This window comes from Mesorhizobium sp. B2-4-6 (assembly GCF_006442775.1).
In the GTDB taxonomy this organism is placed as follows: Bacteria; Pseudomonadota; Alphaproteobacteria; order Rhizobiales; family Rhizobiaceae; genus Mesorhizobium.
The window spans coordinates 1-16343 of sequence record NZ_VFVI01000022.1 but is presented as its reverse complement, the minus strand read 5'-3'; the positions used below and the strand labels follow the sequence as shown (position 1 = coordinate 16343).

Genomic DNA, 16343 nt, shown 5'->3' with positions numbered 1-16343 from the left:
GCGGCATTGCCTCTGCTAGCGTCAAGACATTGCCTCACGCTGTCGCTGGAGCCCGTGGCTTGACTGCAGTGCCCGATATCGAATTTCGCGCGGTTACCAAGCGCTACGGCGCGGTCACCGCGGTCAGCGGCATCGACCTTGCCGTCCCGCCTTCCGCCTTCGTCGCGCTGCTCGGCCCCTCAGGCTGCGGCAAGACGACCTGCCTTCGCATGATCGGCGGCTTCGAGCAGCCGAGCGAAGGCCAAGTGCTGATCCGCGGCCGCGACATGGCCGGCACGCCGCCCTACCGGCGGCCGGTCAACATGGTGTTCCAGCAATATGCGCTGTTCCCGCATCTCGATGTCGAGGACAACATCTCCTACGGGCTGCGCCAGGCGAGACCCAGGCTGTCGTCGCGCGATATCTCCTGGAGGGCCGGCGAGGCGCTGGCCATGGTGCAGCTCGCCGGCTACGGACGCCGCAAGATCCACGAGCTTTCCGGCGGCCAGCAGCAGCGCGTGGCGCTCGCCCGCGCCCTGGTCAACAAGCCGGCGGTGCTGCTGCTCGACGAGCCGCTGGCGGCGCTCGACAAGAAGCTGCGCACCGACATGCAGATCGAGCTGCAGAACCTGCAGCGCGAGATCGGCATCACTTTCGTGCTGGTCACCCACGACCAGGAGGAAGCGCTGTCGATGAGCGACTTCGTCTGCGTCATGAATGGCGGCCGCGTCGTCCAGATCGGACAGCCAAGCGAAATCTATGACGAGCCGGCCGATCTGTTCGTGGCGGATTTCGTCGGCAAGACCAATCTCTTGAGCGGCAAGGTGGCCGGGCTCTCCGGCGATCTCGTCGATGTCGCGCTCGCAGACGGCACGGTGATTGCCGCGCGCAAGCGTGTGCCGCTCAGACACGGCCAAGCCGTCTCCGTCAGCCTGCGGCCGGAATCGCTCAGCCTCTCGACCCCTGGAAAGGGCAGCCTGAACGGCATCGTCCGCAACCGCATATTCTTGGGTTCGACGGCGGAATACGCGATCGAGGTCCAGGGTATCGGATCACTGCTCGCCAAGGCCGATCACGTGATCGGCCAGGGCAATCTCTTCAAGCCGGGCGAACCCGTCGCCATCGGCTTTGCCGCCGGAGCGCCGCTGGCGTTTCCGGGACACAAGAACAACGGGACCAACCAGAGGGAAGACCAACATGCCGAAATCCTATCGTGACGGACTGCCGATAAGCCCCGATAAATTCGTCGACCAGTTGATGCGCCTGAAGCGCGGCTCGATCAGCCGGCGCGATTTCCTCGGCCTCACCGGCCTCGGCGTCGCGACCGCGGTGATGGCGCGCGAGCTCGGCGTCATGCCGACGCCAGCCTTTGCCGCTGAGAACCTCGGCGACCGCATGTCGATCGCCACCTGGCCGAACTACCACGACCCGCAGACCTTCGAGAATTTCAAGGCCGATACGGGCGTCGCCGTCGAGGTCAACGTCTTCGGCTCCAATGAGGAGATGCTGGCCAAGCTGCAGGCCGGCGGCTCGGGCTGGAGCCTGTTCGTGCCGACCAACTATACCATCTCGACCTACAAGAAGCTCGGCATCATCGAAGCCCTCGACATGGCCAAGCTCGGGAATTTCGATGGCAAGTCGGAAGATGCACGCTTCACCGCCGAGGGCACGATCGACGGGACGACCTACGCTGTGCCGAAGAACTGGGGCACGACCGGTTTTGCCGTGAACACCAAGAAGCTCACCAAGCCGATGTCGAGCTGGAAGGAATTCTGGGACACGGCGATGGCCGAAGGCGACGGCCGCACGATGGTGCACGACTATCAGCTGACGACGATCGGCAATGCGCTGAAATATTACGGCTATTCCTTCAATTCGCTGAAGCAGGACGAGCTCGCCAAGGCGGAGGAACTGCTGCTCAAGGTCAAGCCGCATCTGTTCGCGGTGTCGAGCGACTATCAGCCGGGAATGCGCGCCGGCGATGCCTGGATGACGATGTGCTGGACCAATGACGGGGCGCAGCTCCATCGCGACATCCCCGAAATCGCCTATGTGCTCGGCAAGGAAGGCGGCGAGATCTGGACCGATTTCTACGCGATTCCGAAGGATGCGCCGAACAAGCCGGCCGGCTACGCGCTGCTCAACTACCTGATGAACCCGAAGGTCGCGGTGAAGGAGCATCTGGCCAATGGCGCGCCCTCGACCGACGCGCGCGTCAACGCGCTGCTGCCGAAGGAAGTGCTGGACAATCCGATCCTCTATCCGGCCGCCGACCTGTTGAAGCCACTGGAGTTCGGCGCCGCCGCGACGCTCACCGATCCGGGCCGCGCCGAGCTGATGGCGCGCTTCAAGTCGGCTTGAGCGGGAACGGCCACAAACCTGAACCAGACAATGCGACCGGCGGACGAATGTCCGCCGGCTCCCAACCGGCTTTATCGATGCGCGGCAGTCTCTTTCGCAAAAACCTCATCACGGCGCTGCTGCTTGCTCCGGCGGCGCTGTGGCTGGTCGTCTTCCTGGTGCTGCCCTTCGTCGCCATCGCCATCTTCAGCGTCGGCGAGCGAGCGCCCGAAGGCGGCTACCAGGCAGCGCTGACTTTCGCGCAATACGCCAACCTGCCGGCGCGGGCGACCGCGTTCTGGAACACGATGGTGCTGGCCCCCGCCGGAGCGCTCGCCTGCCTGCTCGTCGCCTATCCCGTCGCCTATTGTCTGGCGCTGCGGGCACCGGATCGCTGGCGATTGATCCTGCTCGCGCTGATCGTCATCCCGTTCTGGACCAGCCTTCTGATGCGCACCTATGCCTGGATGTACATCCTCGGCGGGCGCGGCATCCCGGCCCTGCTCGCCTATGTCGGCATCGAGGACCTGCGGCTGATCAACACGCCGGGCGCGGTTCTGCTCGGCATCGTCTACGGCTACCTGCCGCTGATGATCCTGCCGATCTATGTCAGCCTGGAGCGGCTCGACCGCCGGCTGCTGGAGGCTTCCGCCGATCTGGGTGCGACGCCGCTGTCGACCTTCCTCGGTGTGACGCTGAGGCTGTCTCTGCCCGGCGTCATGACCGGCTTCTCGCTGGTGATGATCCTGCTGCTCGGTGAGTACCTGATCCCGACGCTGCTCGGCGGCGGCAAGGTGTTCTTCATCGGCAACGCGCTGGTCGATCTCTTCCTGCAATCGCGCAACTGGCCGTTCGGATCGGCTATCGCCATCACGCTGGTGCTGGTCTCGGTCGTGGTGCTGATCGTCGCCAATCGCATCTCGACCCGGCTCTCGGGCGCACGCCGGGTGGACCTGATCTGATGCGCGCCTTCGTCTTTGCCGTCTTTGCCTTCCTCTATCTGCCGATCGCGCTGGTCGTGCTGTTCTCCTTCAATGCCGGGCATCATGCCAGCGAGTTCACCGGCTTCTCGGTGCAATGGTACGGCAAGGCGCTGTCCAATCCCTTCCTGGTCGAAGCGCTGAAGAACAGCCTTTTCATCGCCACGACGAGCGCGCTGCTCGCGGCCTTCTGCGGCACGTCCGCGGCGCTCGGGCTGCAGCGCGTCGGCGCGCGGACGCGGGCGCTGTTCGACGCGCTGCTGGGCGCCGCGATCGTCGTTCCGGGCGTCGTCATCGGCATCTCGACGCTGGTGGCGCTGGTGCAGCTCTTCGCCGTCCTCAATCCGTTCCTCGCTTCGCTGTGGCCGACCGACCAGCCGCCGCGGCTCTCGCTCGGCTACGGCTCGATCATCGCCGCGCACGGATTGTTCTCGATGGCGCTGGTGACGATGATCGTCGGCACGCGGCTCAGCAGCCTCGACCGCAATCTGGTCGAGGCCTCGAGCGATCTCTATGCCACGCCGCTGACGACGTTCCGATCGATCGTGCTCCCGCAGATCATGCCGGCGGTGATCGCCGGCTTCCTGCTCGCCTTCACCTTCTCCTTCGACGACTTCATCATCGCCTTCTTCGTCGCCGGCGCGCAGACGACGCTGCCGATCTATGTCTTCGCCTCGATCCGGCGCGGCGTGACGCCGGAGATCAATGCCATCGCGACGATCGTGCTCTGCGCATCCGTCCTGCTCGTGCTGCTTGCGCAATGGCAGCTCGGCCGTCGAAAGCCATCGCCTTGAAAGAGCAATCCATGATCCTGAAAGACCGTATCGCCGTGGTGACGGGCGCGGGGTCGGGCATCGGGCGCGCCGGGGCGATGATCATGGCCAGGGAAGGGGCGCTCGTGGTGATCGCGGACCGCGATCCGGCGGCGGGCGAAGCCACCGCCGCTGGTATCCGCGACGCCGGCGGCCGCGCCGAGGCTGTCGCCACCGATGTCGGCAACGACACGGCCGTCGAAGAGCTCATCCAGGGAACGCTCGGCAAGCACGGCCGGATCGATATCCTGCACAGCCATGCCGGCATTCAGGTCGGCGGCACGCTGACGGAAGTCGGCACCGACGGCATGGACGCCTCATGGCGCATCAATGTGCGGGCGCAATTCCTGGCGGCGAAGACCGTCATGCCGGCGATGATTGCCCAAGGTGGCGGCGTCATCCTCAACACGGCGTCCAATTCCGGAGTCTTCTACGACCGCGAGATGATCGCCTATGCCACCTCAAAGCACGCCGTGGTGGCGATGACACGGCAGATGTCGCTCGACTACGCCAGGCACAATGTGCGCATCAACGCGCTCTGCCCGGGCTGGGTCGACACGCCGTTCAATGAGCCGTTCATCGCCCAGATGGGCGGCCGCGACGCGATCGAAAACTATGTCCGCACCAAGATCCCGATGGGGCGCTGGGCGAGCGCGGAGGAGATAGCCGAAGCGATCCTGTTCCTCGTCTCCGATCGCTCGTCTTTCATGACCGGGCAGGCGCTGGTCGTCGATGGCGGCGAGAGCATCGGCTGATCTGGTCCAGCAAAGCGGACTTGCGCCGGCGGCGATGATCGGTCAAACCATAATTCCACCTTTAGTGAGACCCGTCATGCAAGCAAAACATCAATACCGCGAAAGGCGTCCGATTTTTGCCTGCGGTATCTCGTTTGCGCGTACGGGGTGTCGCTGATCATGCGCTGCTGCCGTCACGAGAACCTGCAGCGCGCGGAGGAGACCAAGGTCGGCTCGCATGTCGTTCGCGACGGCTGGACCGAAGGCGTGCAGGGCGCGTTGGACCCGGCCTTTCGGCCGGTCATCAGGCGGGCGTCCGTTCTCGGATAACGCAGCTCAGATAACGCCCCACCCGGAACGGACATGCCCGCCGAAGCGATCTCTCCTTCGTACGGACATGACCAATGCCTGACAATCTGAACACCTCATTCCCCGGCGCGGACACGCAAGGCTGGCTGAAAACGCATGCGATCAATGAAGTCGAGTGCTTCGTGCCCGACGTCAACGGCGTGTTGCGCGGCAAGACCTTGCCGGTCGCCAAATTCCTCAAGTCGCTCGAGGACCGGGCGCTCTATCTGCCGAGCAGTGCCTTCCTGGTCGCCATCGACGGCCGCTATTCCGGCTCCATCGACGAGGGCTTTGCCTATTCGGACCCCGACATGCGCATGGTGCCGGACACGTCCACGCTGTGCGTCGCGCCGGGCAGCGCCGGCAAGGCCTATGTCTTTGCCGACACCTTCCATATGGACGACCGGCCGTGGATGGCCTCGCCGCGCCATGTGCTGAGGGCCGTGCTCGACCTTTACCGCCAGCGTGGCTGGCGCGCGGTGATGGCGCCGGAGCTCGAATTCTATCTCACGGCGCCGAACCCCGATCCGGATCGCCCGATCACCGCGCCGACCGGGCGCAACGGCCGGCCGGAAAGCGTGCAGCACCCTTACGACATGCAGGCGATGGAGGAGTTTGAAGCGGTGACGCGACGGATCTACGAACATGCGGCCGTCGCAGGTCTGCCGCTCGACACGCTGATCCATGAATCCGGCACGGCGCAGCTCGAGATCAATCTCCTGCATGGCGATCCGCTGGCGCTTGCCGACAAGGTGCTGTTGTTCAAGCGCCTGGCGCGCCAGGCGGCGCAGGCGAATGGCATGCACGCCACCTTCATGGCCAAGCCGATCGCCGCGCAGGCCGGCAGCTCGATGCATCTGCACATGTCGATCGTCGATGAAGCGGGCGAGCCCTTGTTCGCCGGCGAAGACGGCGAGGACACCGGAATGTTCGCGCAGTTCATCGGCGGCCTGCAGAAATACATCCCCGAAATCATGCCGCTGTTCGCGCCCAACGTGAACTCCTACCGGCGCATCCGGCCGAACCACAGCGCGCCGGCCAACATCGAATGGTCGCACGACAACCGCTCCTGCGGCCTGCGCGTGCCGATGGGCGGGCGCGCCGCGCGGCGGATCGAGAACCGGCTGCCGGGAGCGGACGCCAATCCCTATCTCGCCATGGCCGGCTCGCTGATCGCCGGCTATCTCGGCATCGAGGAGAAGCTTGCGCGCTCGGAAGAGGCCTTCGGCAATGCCTATAAAAACAAGAGCACACTGCCAAAGACGATGGAGGAAGCGCTCGACCGCTTCGCCGCCTGCGAGCCCGTGCGGGCGCTGCTCGGCGAGGATTTCTTCCAGACCTATCTGCGCGTGAAGAGCGTCGAGCTCGACTTGTTCCAGAGCGTCGTGACGTCCTGGGAACGCGACCATCTGTTGCTCAAGGTGTGACCATGACTTCGCGTTCGACAGGTTTCAATTCCGGTCTCGATATCGGCAAATCCTATTATGTCGCCACCGCCAATCCGGCGCCCGACCATCCCGCACTTGCCGGCGATGTCGAGGCCGATCTGGTGGTGGTCGGCGGCGGCTGCACCGGCCTTTCGGCGGCACTGCATGCGGCCGAGCGTGGTCTTAAAGTGGTGCTGCTCGAAGGCGGCAAGATCGGCTGGGGCGCCTCGGGCCGCAATGGCGGCCAGATGATCCCGGGCCTGCGCAAGGGCGCCAGGGGCTTGGTCAAGAGCTTTGGGCCGGAACGGGCAAAGGCGCTGTTCGACCTCGCCTTCGAGGCGCGCGGGCTGGTGCTCGACATCATCGAGCGTCACGGCATCGAATGCGACTTGCGCCAGACCGGCCATCTGGTCGGCGCCGTCAGCGCTTCGGATGTGCGCGACTTCGAGCAAGAGGCCGAATGCCTCGCCAAGGTGATGAAGTTCACCGATGTCGAGATCCTGTCGGCTTCGCAGGCGCGTCAGATGGTGGATACGCCCTATCAGGGCGCGGTCTACGAAAGGCTCGGCGGCCATATGCATCCGCTGAACTACACGCTGGGGCTGGCCCGCGCCGCGTCCGCCGCCGGCGTCGTCATCCACGAGAACTCGGTTGCCGTCCGGCTGGAGCGGGAGCCGTCGATCCGAGTGTTCACCGACAAGGGCTCGGTCCGCGCCAGGCATGTGGTGCTGGCCGGCGATGCGCTGCTCAAGGGATTGGAGCCGCGCGTCAACAGCCGCATCATGCCGGTCGGCAATTATATCGTCGCCACCGAACCGCTGGATGGAAAGGCGGATGTCATCCCGGCGAATGTCGCGGTCTCGGACACGCTGTTCGTCGTCAACTACTACCGCATGTCGGCGGACGGCCGCCTGCTGTTCGGCGGTGGCGAGCGCTACACGCCGTCGCCGCCGGCCGACATCGCCGGCTTCGTGCGGCCGCATATGGAAAAGACCTTTCCGCAGCTCCAGGGCTGCCGCATCGACCATGCCTGGGGTGGGCTGGTGTCGGTGACGACGTCGCGCCTGCCGCATGTCGGGCATTATGGCGAGGTCTATTTCGCGCATGGCTATTCCGGCAAGGGCGTCATCCTGTCGACGCTGTCGGGCAAGCTTCTGGCGGAAGCGATCACGGGCGATGCCTCGCGGCTCGACCTGTTCTCGACGCTGACGCCGCTGCCGTTCCCGGGCGGAACGGCGTTGCGCGGCCCGCTCTACGTGCTCGGCATGCTGTGGTACGCCATGCGCGATCGGCTCAGACGCTGACGCTGGCTTTCCTGTCCCCGGCGTGGCTAATGTCTCCGCGCCGGGGACCTTGAGAGGGAAGAGCGATGAATATCGAGCCGGGCCGGCTGACGAAGAAGGAACGCCATGAGCTGATCCTGTCGGAGGTGCGGCGCTCGGCCTCGATCCGCATCTCGAAGCTTGCGCGCCGGATCGGTGTCGCCGGCGAGACCATTCGCCGTGACCTGATCGAGCTCGGCGAGGCGGGGCTTATCAACCGCACCTATGGCGGCGCCACCATTTCGCTGGTGACGTCGGAACCGGTGATCGCCGAACGCGGTCTTACCATGGTCGAGGAGCGGGCCCGCGTCGGACGTGGCGCCGCCGGGTTGATCGAGCGAGGCCGCATCGTGATGATCGATGGCGGATCGACCACCTACGAGGTCGCGCGCAGCCTCTCGCAGCTTGGCAGGGATCTGACGATCATCACCAACTCCATCGGCGTCGCCTCGGTGGCCGGCGCCAATCCCAGCTTCCGCGTCATCCTTTGCCCAGGCACCTATGACAGCCGCGAGGCCGCGGTGCTCGGCGAGGACACGGTCGAATTCGTGCGCCGCTACAATGCCGACGTCGCCATCATCGGCGCCTCGGCGCTGAATGCCGAAGGCCCGAGCGACATGATTTCGGGCGCCGCGGCGGTGAAGCGCGCGATGATGGGACGATCGCTGTCGACTATCTTGGTCGTCACCAATGACAAGTTCGGCCGCAGCGGACTCGAACGCGTCTGCGCGCTGAACGAGATTTCCGATGTCGTCGCCGACAGCGAGCCGGCGGCGGCACTGCGCGCCGCGATCGACGAGGCAGGCGGCGAGCTGCACGTCTTTGCCGAGAGCTAAAGCGCGTCGCGATCTTTCAGATCCGCTCCGTGCGCTTTAGGGCTTTGATTTTACGCATGTCTTTGTCCCGAAACCGGTTCCCACTTTCGGGAGACATGCTTTGATTTCGTGGCTAAGCGTCTCGATTGGTCAGCGCGATGTGGCAGCAGCCGGAGCCGTGGCCCGGTGTCCAGGTGACATTGGCGAAGCGCACGCCGGTCGCTTCGAACAGGCCGCGGTCGAAGGCGCCGGCGATGCGGCAGAGCGTGGCGAGTTTCTCCTCGCCGACGCCGGCCTCGACCCAGGCGTCCTTCAGCGGGCAGCGCTTCACCTTGAAGGCGATGTGGTTCTGGCCTCGCTCGACATCGGTGGGATACATGCGGCCGCCATCCGGGCTGACGGCAAGGAAGGCCTCGCCGATCGCCGGCGCGTCATTGGGACCGAAGCCGGCAAAGGCCGCCGCCGCGACCTCCCGGCCGCGCTTCTCGATGCTGCGGATCATCACCGCCTCGGCCCTCTCGGCGCCGAGCTCGGCTGTCAGCTCTTCGAGGAAGAGGCGGTAGAGGTCGGCGCGGTTGCGGAAGGCGGAGTCGAGCTCGCCCGACAACTTTTCGGCTCTGGCGGATTCGGGATCGGTCATGGTGAGTCCTGATTGGTTCTTACAAGCTTCGGCGTCGCCGCCACCAGCGCCTTGCCGATCGCCGATTGCGGGTTGGCGATGACGGCGCGGGCATCGCCGCTCTCGGCGACCCTTCCGGCATCGAGGATGATGACGCGGTGCGCCACGGCACGGATGACGCCGAGGTCATGGGAAATGAACAGATAAGCGATCCGTTCCTGTCTTTGCAGGTCGAGCAGCAATTCCAGGATCTGCCCGCGCACCGATACGTCGAGCGCCGACACCGCCTCGTCGAGCACGATCAGCGACGGCCGCGTGGCGATGGCGCGGGCGATCGCAACGCGCTGGCGCTGGCCGCCGGAAATCTCGTGGATGGCGCGGCTGGCCAGGCTGGCGTCGAGGCCGACACGCTCCAGCAGCGCCGCGATCCGGCGCGGGCGCTCCGCGCGCGAGGCGATGTTGTGAACGCGCAGGGGATCGTCCAGCACGCGCGCCACCGTGGCGCGCGGATTGAAGGCGGCGAGCGGATCCTGGAACACCATTTGCAGACGGGCACGGCGCGCGCGCAGCGCGGCGCCCGACAGCGAGAGGAGGTCCGCGCCTTCGAATTCGATGCGGCCGGCATCGGGCTCGATCAGACGCAGCACCAGCCGCGCGATGGTGGATTTGCCGCTGCCGGAGGGACCTGCCAGCGCCAGCGTTTCCGCCGCCTCGATCTCGAACGACACGTCGTCGACCGCCGCGAAAGGCCTGCCGCCACGATGATAGCGCTTGGCGAGACTGGAGACGGCAAGCACGGTCATGCCGAGGCACCTTGCCGGCCGAGCAAAGGCTTGGCGTCGAGGCCGAGATGGGCATCGAGCAGGGACCGCGTATAGGCATGGCGCGGCGCATTGATGATCCGGTCCGTCTCGCCGAGCTCGATCAGTTCGCCGTGGCGCAGTACCGCGATACGATCGGCAATCGAGGCGGCGAGCGCGATGTCGTGGCTGATGAAAAGCAGCGTCATGCCGTCCTCGGTCACCAGCCTGCGGATCAGGGAAACGATCTCGGCCTGGACGATGGTGTCGAGCGCGCTGGTGGCTTCGTCGGCGATCAACAGCTTCGGGCCGGCGGCAATTGCCGCGGCGATGGCCACGCGCTGCTTCTGGCCGCCGGAAAGCTGGTGGGGATAGGCGTGGAGGGCCGAGTCCGGATCGGGGAGACGGACGCGTTCGACCAGGGTCTTGGCCTTGGCGAAGGCGTCAGGCCAGGTCAGGTCGAGATGGGTGCGGGCGACCTCGGCGATCTGCCTGCCGACCGGCATCACCGGATCGAGGCTGGAGGAGGGGTCCTGGAAGACGAAGCCGATGTCACGGCCGAGGCGGGGTGCCTGGTTTTCGCCAACCGTGGATGGGTCGCGTTCTGTCGCGCCCCCCTCTGTCCTGCCGGAGATTGAACTGTCGCGTCCGCTTTCGCCAATGGCCGGCGTTGCAAAAGGAGAGCCGGCGACGGAACTGCTGATCTCCCCCCTTGTGGGGGAGATGTCCGGCAGGACAGAGGGGGGCGCGAAGGAACGGGACGATCGAGGTTTCTGCCACTCAATCGAACCTTCGATCTTGGCCGACCTCGTCAACAAGCCCGCAACCGCCAGCGCGAGCGTGCTCTTGCCCGAGCCGCTTTCGCCGATGATCGCCAGGCGCTCTCCGGCTTCTACATCCAGACTCACGCCCTTCAGCGCCGGCACCCCATCGGGGCCGTAGCATATCGTCAGATCGCGTATCGAAAGCAGCGCGGTCACGACAGGCTCCTGCGCACGGCGGTGCTTTCCACCACGCCTTCGCCGGCGAGGTAGACACCGAGCACGGTCAGCACCAGCGCGATACCGGGAACGACCGACAGGAAGGGCGCGGTTCGCAACACCGTACGTCCCTCGGCGATCATGCCGCCCCAGGTGACGCGGTTGGGGTCGCCGAGGCCGAGGAAGGAGAGCGCTGCCTCGGTGAGGATCGCTGCTGCCACGATCACCGAGGACAGCGCCAGAACCGGCGGCAAGGCATTGGGCAGCACTTCGCGAAACGCGATTTCGAGCGGATGCATGCCGATGACGCGGGCGCCGGCGACATAGTCGCGCTCGCGGATCGACAGGACTTCCGCGCGTGCCACCCGCGCCGGTCCGGTCCAGGCGCCGAACGAGATCGCCGCGACGACGACGCCGAGCGAGGGCCCGACAATGCTGACGAAGGCGAGCGCCAGCAGGAAGCTCGGCACGGTCTGGAAGGCATCGGTTATGCGCATCAGCACTTCGTCGATAAGGCCTCCGGCAAAGCCGGCCAGGGTGCCGACCACCGCGCCAATCACCAGCGCTGCCGCTGCTGCAGCCAATCCCACCGCCAGCGAGGTGCGGGCGCCATGGAACAGCTCGGCCAGCACGTCGCGGCCGAGGCGGTCGGTGCCGAGCGGCAGCGACCAGTCCTGGAACGGCGGCAGCAGCGCCGGGCCGGCGATCGCCTGCGGGTCGCCGGGAAACAGCAGCGGCGCGGCCAACGCCATCACGATGAGCAAGGCCAGGATGCTTGCGCCGGCGATTGCTTCCGGCGTGCGCAGGAAACGACGCAGGCGGTTCATGCGCCGGCCTCGCCGGCGCCGACGCGCGGATCGAGGAAGGCGTATGCGAGGTCGACGAGAAGGTTGATGACCACGACCAGCATCGCGCTGACCAGGATGATACCGAGAAGCAGCGGCGTGTCGCGCCCGGCCACCGCTTCCTGCGCCAGGCGGCCGAGGCCGGGCACGGCAAAGACGCTTTCGATGACGACGCTGCCGCCGAGCATTTGCGCCGATTGCAGGCCGAGCATGGTGATCAAAGGCAACAGCGCATTGCGGGCGACATGAGCAAGCACGATGCGGCGGCGCGACAAGCCCCTGGCGCGGGCGGCAAGGATAAAATCCTGCCGCCAGGCCTCGGCCATGCCGGCGCGCATCATGCGCAGATAGAGCGCCAGATAGATGAAGCCGAGCGCTGACACCGGCAGCACGAGATGGGTGGCGATGTCGGCGGCCCGCGCCAGCCCGGTCTTGCCGGAGGCGATGGTCTCGATGCCGCCGATCGGTAGCCAGCGCAGGTCGACGGCGAAGACGACGATGAGCACAAGGCCGAGCCAGAAGCCGGGTACGGCATAGAGCGCCAACGAACCGATCGATAGGAAGCGGTCGCGAAAGCTGCCGGGCCGGGCACCGGCATAGATGCCGAGCGCCGAGCCGAGGCCGAAGGAAAGCGCGGTGGCGCTGCCCATCAGGATCAGCGTCGTCGGCAGGCGCTCGAAAACGATTTCGCGGATCGGCCGCGAGAAGGTGACCGACTGGCCGAGATCGAAATGCAGCAGCGCCCAGAGGTAATTGGCGAGCCGTGTCAGTTCCGACTGGTCGAGCCCCCAGCGATGGCGCAGCAGTTCGATCATGCCGGCATCGCCGCCGGTCGAGACGATATAGGCATCGACGGCGTCGCCGGGGGCGGCTTCGAGCAGGAGGAAGCTGCCGATGACGACGATGAGGAGCACGAAGACGCTGCCGACGAGACGGCGGCGCAGGAGCGTGAGGGCGCGGGTCATGGCGATGCCTGATTGAGGCTAAGCCGAGGGCGTCGCGCTCTGCGGCGCCCCCCTCTGTCCTGCCGGACATCTCCCCCACGAGGGGGGAGATCAGCTGTCTCGTCGGCTTTCGCCAATCGCAGATGCTGCAGGATTGAGCCGGGCGCGGAAGCTGCCAATCTCCCCCCTCGTGGGGGAGATGTCCGGCAGGACAGAGGGGGGCGCGAAGGAACTCTCATTCTTAAAAGCTGAGCACCCCAACAGCCGATCCGCAAGGAAATCAGCCGGCCAAATAGGTGTCCGCCCAGTTAGACACCGCCCAGCGCGGGTTGTTGGCGATGTTGCCGACCTTGTCGCTCGCCACGCTGATGAAGCTCCATTCGGCGACGTTGATCAGTGGCAAATCGGCCGCCACCTTCTTCTGGAACTCCCTGTAGAGTTCTGTGCGGGCTGACGTATCGAGCGTCTCCGATGCCTTGGCGATCAGTGCGTCGAGGTCGGCGTTCTTGTAACCGCCCTGGTTGGAGAAGGGCACGCCGTCGGGGATGCCGCTCTGCACCAGGATGGTGGTCGAGATCGCCGGATCGCCGCGGAACACCGGCGGGCCGACGGCGAGATCGAAGGCGTGGTCGGTGTAGACAGCCTTCATATGCGCTGCGGAATCATTGTTGACGATCTCGGCGTCGATGCCGATGGTGGCCAGCGCCTGGCGCAGGTAATCGCCGAACTGCTTCGTCTCGTTGAAATAGGGCGCCGGCAGCAGCTTCAAGGCAAAGCGCTTGCCGTCGTCGGCGCGCTTGTAACCGGCTTCGTCCAGCAGTGCATTGGCCTTGGCGACGTCGAAGGGGTAGGTCGGGACGTCGGCGGTGTAGAATTGCGGATCGTTCTTCGGCACCGGGCCGGTCGCGGTCGCGGCGTAGCCGAGGAAGATCGTCTTGACGACGAAATCCTTGTCGATGGCATGCGCGATCGCCTGCCGCACTTTCAAATCTGCCAGCTCCTTGCGGCGGTGGTTGATCTCGACGACGAGCTGGTAAGTCAGCCCCTCATAGCCCTTGGTGATGATCTTGAGACCCGGCACCTTGGAAATGCGGTCGAGATCGGCGAGCGGCACGGCGGAGAAGGCGGCGAGCTGGATTTCTTCCGCCTCGAGCGCAGCGGCGGCCGAAGTGCGATCGGGGAGCACCTGGTAGACGATCTCGTCGAGATAGGGTTCGTCCTTGCCCCAATAGGCGTCGTTCCTGGCCAGACGGTAATATTGCCCGGCCTTGTATTCGGCGAACTTGAACGGGCCGGTGCCGATCGGCGCGTTGTTGGCCGGATTGTCCTCGATCTTGCCCACCTCATAAAGGTGCTTCGGCACGACGCTCGACAGCGCCGGCAGCGCGTTGCGGATCAGCTGGAACGGCGTCGGCTTGGCGAATTTGAAGATCGCGGTGAGATCGTCCGGCGTGTCGACCGCCTCCAGGTCCTTGAACACCGTGCGGCCGAGATTCTGCAGCGGCTTCCAGATCTGCAGCGCCGAGAAGGCGACGTCGGCGGAGGTGAACGGCTTGCCGTCATGCCATTTGACGCCGTCGCGCAATTTGAAGGTCACCGACAGGCCGTCGACCGCGCCTTCCCAGGAAAGCGCCAGGCGCGGTTCGAGCCCGTCCTTCCCGTCGAAGGAGGCTTCGGCCAGCGTCTCGACGATCTTGCTCGAGATGAAGAAGACTCCGTTGGAGGCGACGATCGCCGGGTTGAGGTTGCGCGGCTCGGAATCGGCGGCGAGGATCAGCCGGCCGCCCTTCTTTGGCGTCTGCGCGAAGCCGATGGTCGGCAATGCGGTCGAGGCCAGAAGCAGCGCCGAGCCGGCCAGCAGGCCGCGGCGTGAAATCGTCAATTCGGACATCGCTCAAACTCCCCTCTTCGCGCCGTGGCAGGCGCGGCAATCCGGTGATTATGGCCCTTGGCAAAGGTTTCGCCAGAGACGGATTTGGCGCATCATGGCTTGGCTTTGAAATTTCCGTCCGCTGGACCAGCCGGCCGAAAGAGGCCCTCATGCCCATATCTGGTAGGACCAGATCAGAGAGAAAAAGGATCAGGATTCGGGCGGGAACCGCCTTTAGCGCGAAAGTGATCAATTCTGGCTGGACCAGAGTGGTCAAAATGATGCAGATTTGGCCGACAGCCATAAATCATGACGTTCGGCGCTCCTGCGGCCGATGAAAAACAAGGAGAAGCAGATGAACATCGCTCCGGGCAAAACCGAGGTCAGCAGCGTCCCGTTCGATCAGGCGCGGGTGGACCGGCTGATGGACGAGGCCGGCATCGACGTGCTCTTTGCCACCTCCAAGCACAACACCCAATATCTGCTCGGCGGCTACAAGTTCATCTTCTTCGCGGCGATGGATGCGATCGGCCACAGCCGCTATTTGCCGATCGTCCTTTACGAGAAGGGCGGGCCGGAACATGCCGCCTATATCGGCAACAAGATGGAGGGCGGCGAGCACCAGAACCATCCGTTTTGGACGCCGACCTTGCACGCGGCCTGCTGGGGCACGCTCGATGCCGCCAATCTGGCGGTGGAGCATCTGCGCCACATCGGCAAGTCGGCGGCCCGCATCGGCATCGAACCGGGTTTCCTGCCCTCCGACGCCTATATGCTGATCCGCAAGGCGTTGCCGGATGCCGAGCTGGTCGATGCGACCGACATGCTGGAACGCATGCGCGCCATCAAGACCGAGGCGGAGCTGGAGCAACTGCGCATCGCCTCCGAGCTGATCACCGATTCCATGCTGGCGACGATTGGCTGGGCGCGGGAAGGCACGAGCAAAACCGACATCATCGAGCAGCTCAGGCGCGAGGAGACCAATCGCGGCGCGCATTTCGAATATTGCCTGCTGACGCTGGGCTCCAGCCATAACCGCGCCGCGTCCAGCCAGGCGTGGAAGACGGGTGAGGTGATGTCGATCGATTCCGGCGGCAACTATCACGGCTATATCGGCGACCTCTGCCGCATGGGCGTGCTCGGCGAGCCGGATGCCGAGCTGGAGGATCTTCTGGCCGAAGTCGAAGCGGTGCAGCAGGCGGCCTTTTCCAAAGTCAAGGCGGGTATACTGGGCGGCGACATGATCGCGCATGCCGAGAGCGTGCTGAAGGCCTCCAAGGTCGCGGCCTACACGGATTTCTTCGCCCACGGCATGGGGCTGATCACGCATGAGGCGCCGTTCCTGATGACCAACCATCCGGTCGCCTATGAAGGCACCTATGCGGCCGAGCCGCTGGAAAGGAACATGGTGCTTTCGGTCGAGACGACCATGCTCCATCCGACGCGCGGCTTCATCAAGCTGGAGGATACGGTGGCGGTGACCGAGACTGGTTATGTGATGTTCGGGGATAGGGGCTGGGGGTGGAAT

At 65.3% G+C, this 16343-nt stretch carries 16 protein-coding genes and 1 pseudogene; 11 read left to right on the top strand and 6 right to left on the bottom strand.

Translation table 11 applies throughout. From position 1 onward, the window contains the following. Positions 1 to 59 precede the first annotated feature (59 nt). The 9 genes from FJ957_RS30635 (at position 60) to FJ957_RS30600 (ending at position 8778) form a co-directional block, all read left to right on the top strand. Complete coding sequence (locus FJ957_RS30635; RefSeq protein WP_140837064.1) at positions 60 to 1196, top strand: ABC transporter ATP-binding protein; 1137 nt, start codon at positions 60 to 62, stop codon at positions 1194 to 1196. Further along, complete coding sequence (locus FJ957_RS30630) at positions 1177 to 2340, top strand: spermidine/putrescine ABC transporter substrate-binding protein (protein ID WP_140837062.1); 1164 nt, start codon at positions 1177 to 1179, stop codon at positions 2338 to 2340. Before FJ957_RS30635 ends, FJ957_RS30630 begins: the two co-directional genes overlap by 20 nt. Positions 2341 to 2417: 77 nt before the next feature. Further along, positions 2418 to 3281: an ABC transporter permease gene (locus FJ957_RS30625; protein WP_140837060.1), complete on the top strand. Its 864-nt coding sequence runs from the start codon at positions 2418 to 2420 to the stop codon at positions 3279 to 3281. Beyond that, positions 3281 to 4093 (top strand): ABC transporter permease, encoded by an 813-nt coding sequence (locus FJ957_RS30620; RefSeq protein ID WP_140837057.1) that lies wholly within the window; start codon positions 3281 to 3283, stop codon positions 4091 to 4093. Before FJ957_RS30625 ends, FJ957_RS30620 begins: the two co-directional genes overlap by 1 nt. 11 nt (positions 4094 to 4104) lie before the next feature. Continuing rightward, positions 4105 to 4866: a glucose 1-dehydrogenase gene (locus FJ957_RS30615; RefSeq protein ID WP_140837055.1), complete on the top strand. Its 762-nt coding sequence runs from the start codon at positions 4105 to 4107 to the stop codon at positions 4864 to 4866. 147 nt (positions 4867 to 5013) lie between these two features. Then, positions 5014 to 5175 carry a hypothetical protein gene (locus FJ957_RS32030; RefSeq protein ID WP_181166937.1) on the top strand — a complete coding sequence of 54 codons (162 nt, stop codon included), beginning with the start codon at positions 5014 to 5016 and terminating at the stop codon, positions 5173 to 5175. A gap of 74 nt (positions 5176 to 5249) precedes the next feature. Beyond that, positions 5250 to 6620 (top strand): glutamine synthetase family protein, encoded by a 1371-nt coding sequence (locus FJ957_RS30610; RefSeq protein ID WP_140837053.1) that lies wholly within the window; start codon positions 5250 to 5252, stop codon positions 6618 to 6620. 2 nt (positions 6621 to 6622) lie between these two features. After that, entirely contained in the window at positions 6623 to 7924 is a 1302-nt protein-coding gene (locus FJ957_RS30605; protein ID WP_140837051.1) for an FAD-binding oxidoreductase, read from the top strand. Positions 7925 to 7989: 65 nt separating this feature from the next. Next, positions 7990 to 8778 carry a DeoR/GlpR family DNA-binding transcription regulator gene (locus tag FJ957_RS30600; RefSeq protein ID WP_246686012.1) on the top strand — a complete coding sequence of 263 codons (789 nt, stop codon included), beginning with the start codon at positions 7990 to 7992 and terminating at the stop codon, positions 8776 to 8778. A 112-nt stretch (positions 8779 to 8890) separates the two neighbouring features. Here the strand turns inward: FJ957_RS30600 and FJ957_RS30595 are convergent, their stop codons facing one another. The 5 genes from FJ957_RS30595 to FJ957_RS30575 are packed head-to-tail and all read right to left on the bottom strand — an operon-like array spanning position 8891 to position 12966. Then, positions 8891 to 9397, bottom strand: a complete 507-nt coding sequence (locus tag FJ957_RS30595) for an L-2-amino-thiazoline-4-carboxylic acid hydrolase (RefSeq protein ID WP_140837047.1) — start codon at positions 9395 to 9397, stop codon at positions 8891 to 8893. Beyond that, complete coding sequence (locus FJ957_RS30590) at positions 9394 to 10179, bottom strand: ATP-binding cassette domain-containing protein (protein WP_140837045.1); 786 nt, start codon at positions 10177 to 10179, stop codon at positions 9394 to 9396. The genes FJ957_RS30595 and FJ957_RS30590 overlap by 4 nt, the downstream gene beginning before the upstream one ends. Further along, complete coding sequence (locus FJ957_RS30585; RefSeq protein ID WP_140837043.1) at positions 10176 to 11156, bottom strand: ABC transporter ATP-binding protein; 981 nt, start codon at positions 11154 to 11156, stop codon at positions 10176 to 10178. Before FJ957_RS30585 ends, FJ957_RS30590 begins: the two co-directional genes overlap by 4 nt. Further along, positions 11153 to 11983: an ABC transporter permease gene (locus tag FJ957_RS30580; RefSeq protein WP_140837156.1), complete on the bottom strand. Its 831-nt coding sequence runs from the start codon at positions 11981 to 11983 to the stop codon at positions 11153 to 11155. Before FJ957_RS30580 ends, FJ957_RS30585 begins: the two co-directional genes overlap by 4 nt. Beyond that, complete coding sequence (locus FJ957_RS30575; RefSeq protein ID WP_140837042.1) at positions 11980 to 12966, bottom strand: ABC transporter permease; 987 nt, start codon at positions 12964 to 12966, stop codon at positions 11980 to 11982. Before FJ957_RS30575 ends, FJ957_RS30580 begins: the two co-directional genes overlap by 4 nt. Positions 12967 to 13010: 44 nt before the next feature. Here FJ957_RS30575 and FJ957_RS32395 point away from each other — a divergent pair. Beyond that, positions 13011 to 13171, top strand: a pseudogene (locus tag FJ957_RS32395) (ABC transporter ATP-binding protein); the annotation flags it as partial. Positions 13172 to 13225: 54 nt separating this feature from the next. Here FJ957_RS32395 and FJ957_RS30565 read toward each other — a convergent pair. Further along, positions 13226 to 14836, bottom strand: a complete 1611-nt coding sequence (locus FJ957_RS30565; protein WP_140837040.1) for an ABC transporter substrate-binding protein — start codon at positions 14834 to 14836, stop codon at positions 13226 to 13228. Between the two features lie 334 nt (positions 14837 to 15170). Here FJ957_RS30565 and FJ957_RS30560 point away from each other — a divergent pair. Further along, positions 15171 to 16343, top strand: a 1173-nt coding sequence (locus FJ957_RS30560) for a Xaa-Pro peptidase family protein (RefSeq protein ID WP_140837034.1), incomplete at its 3' end; no start/stop codon positions are given.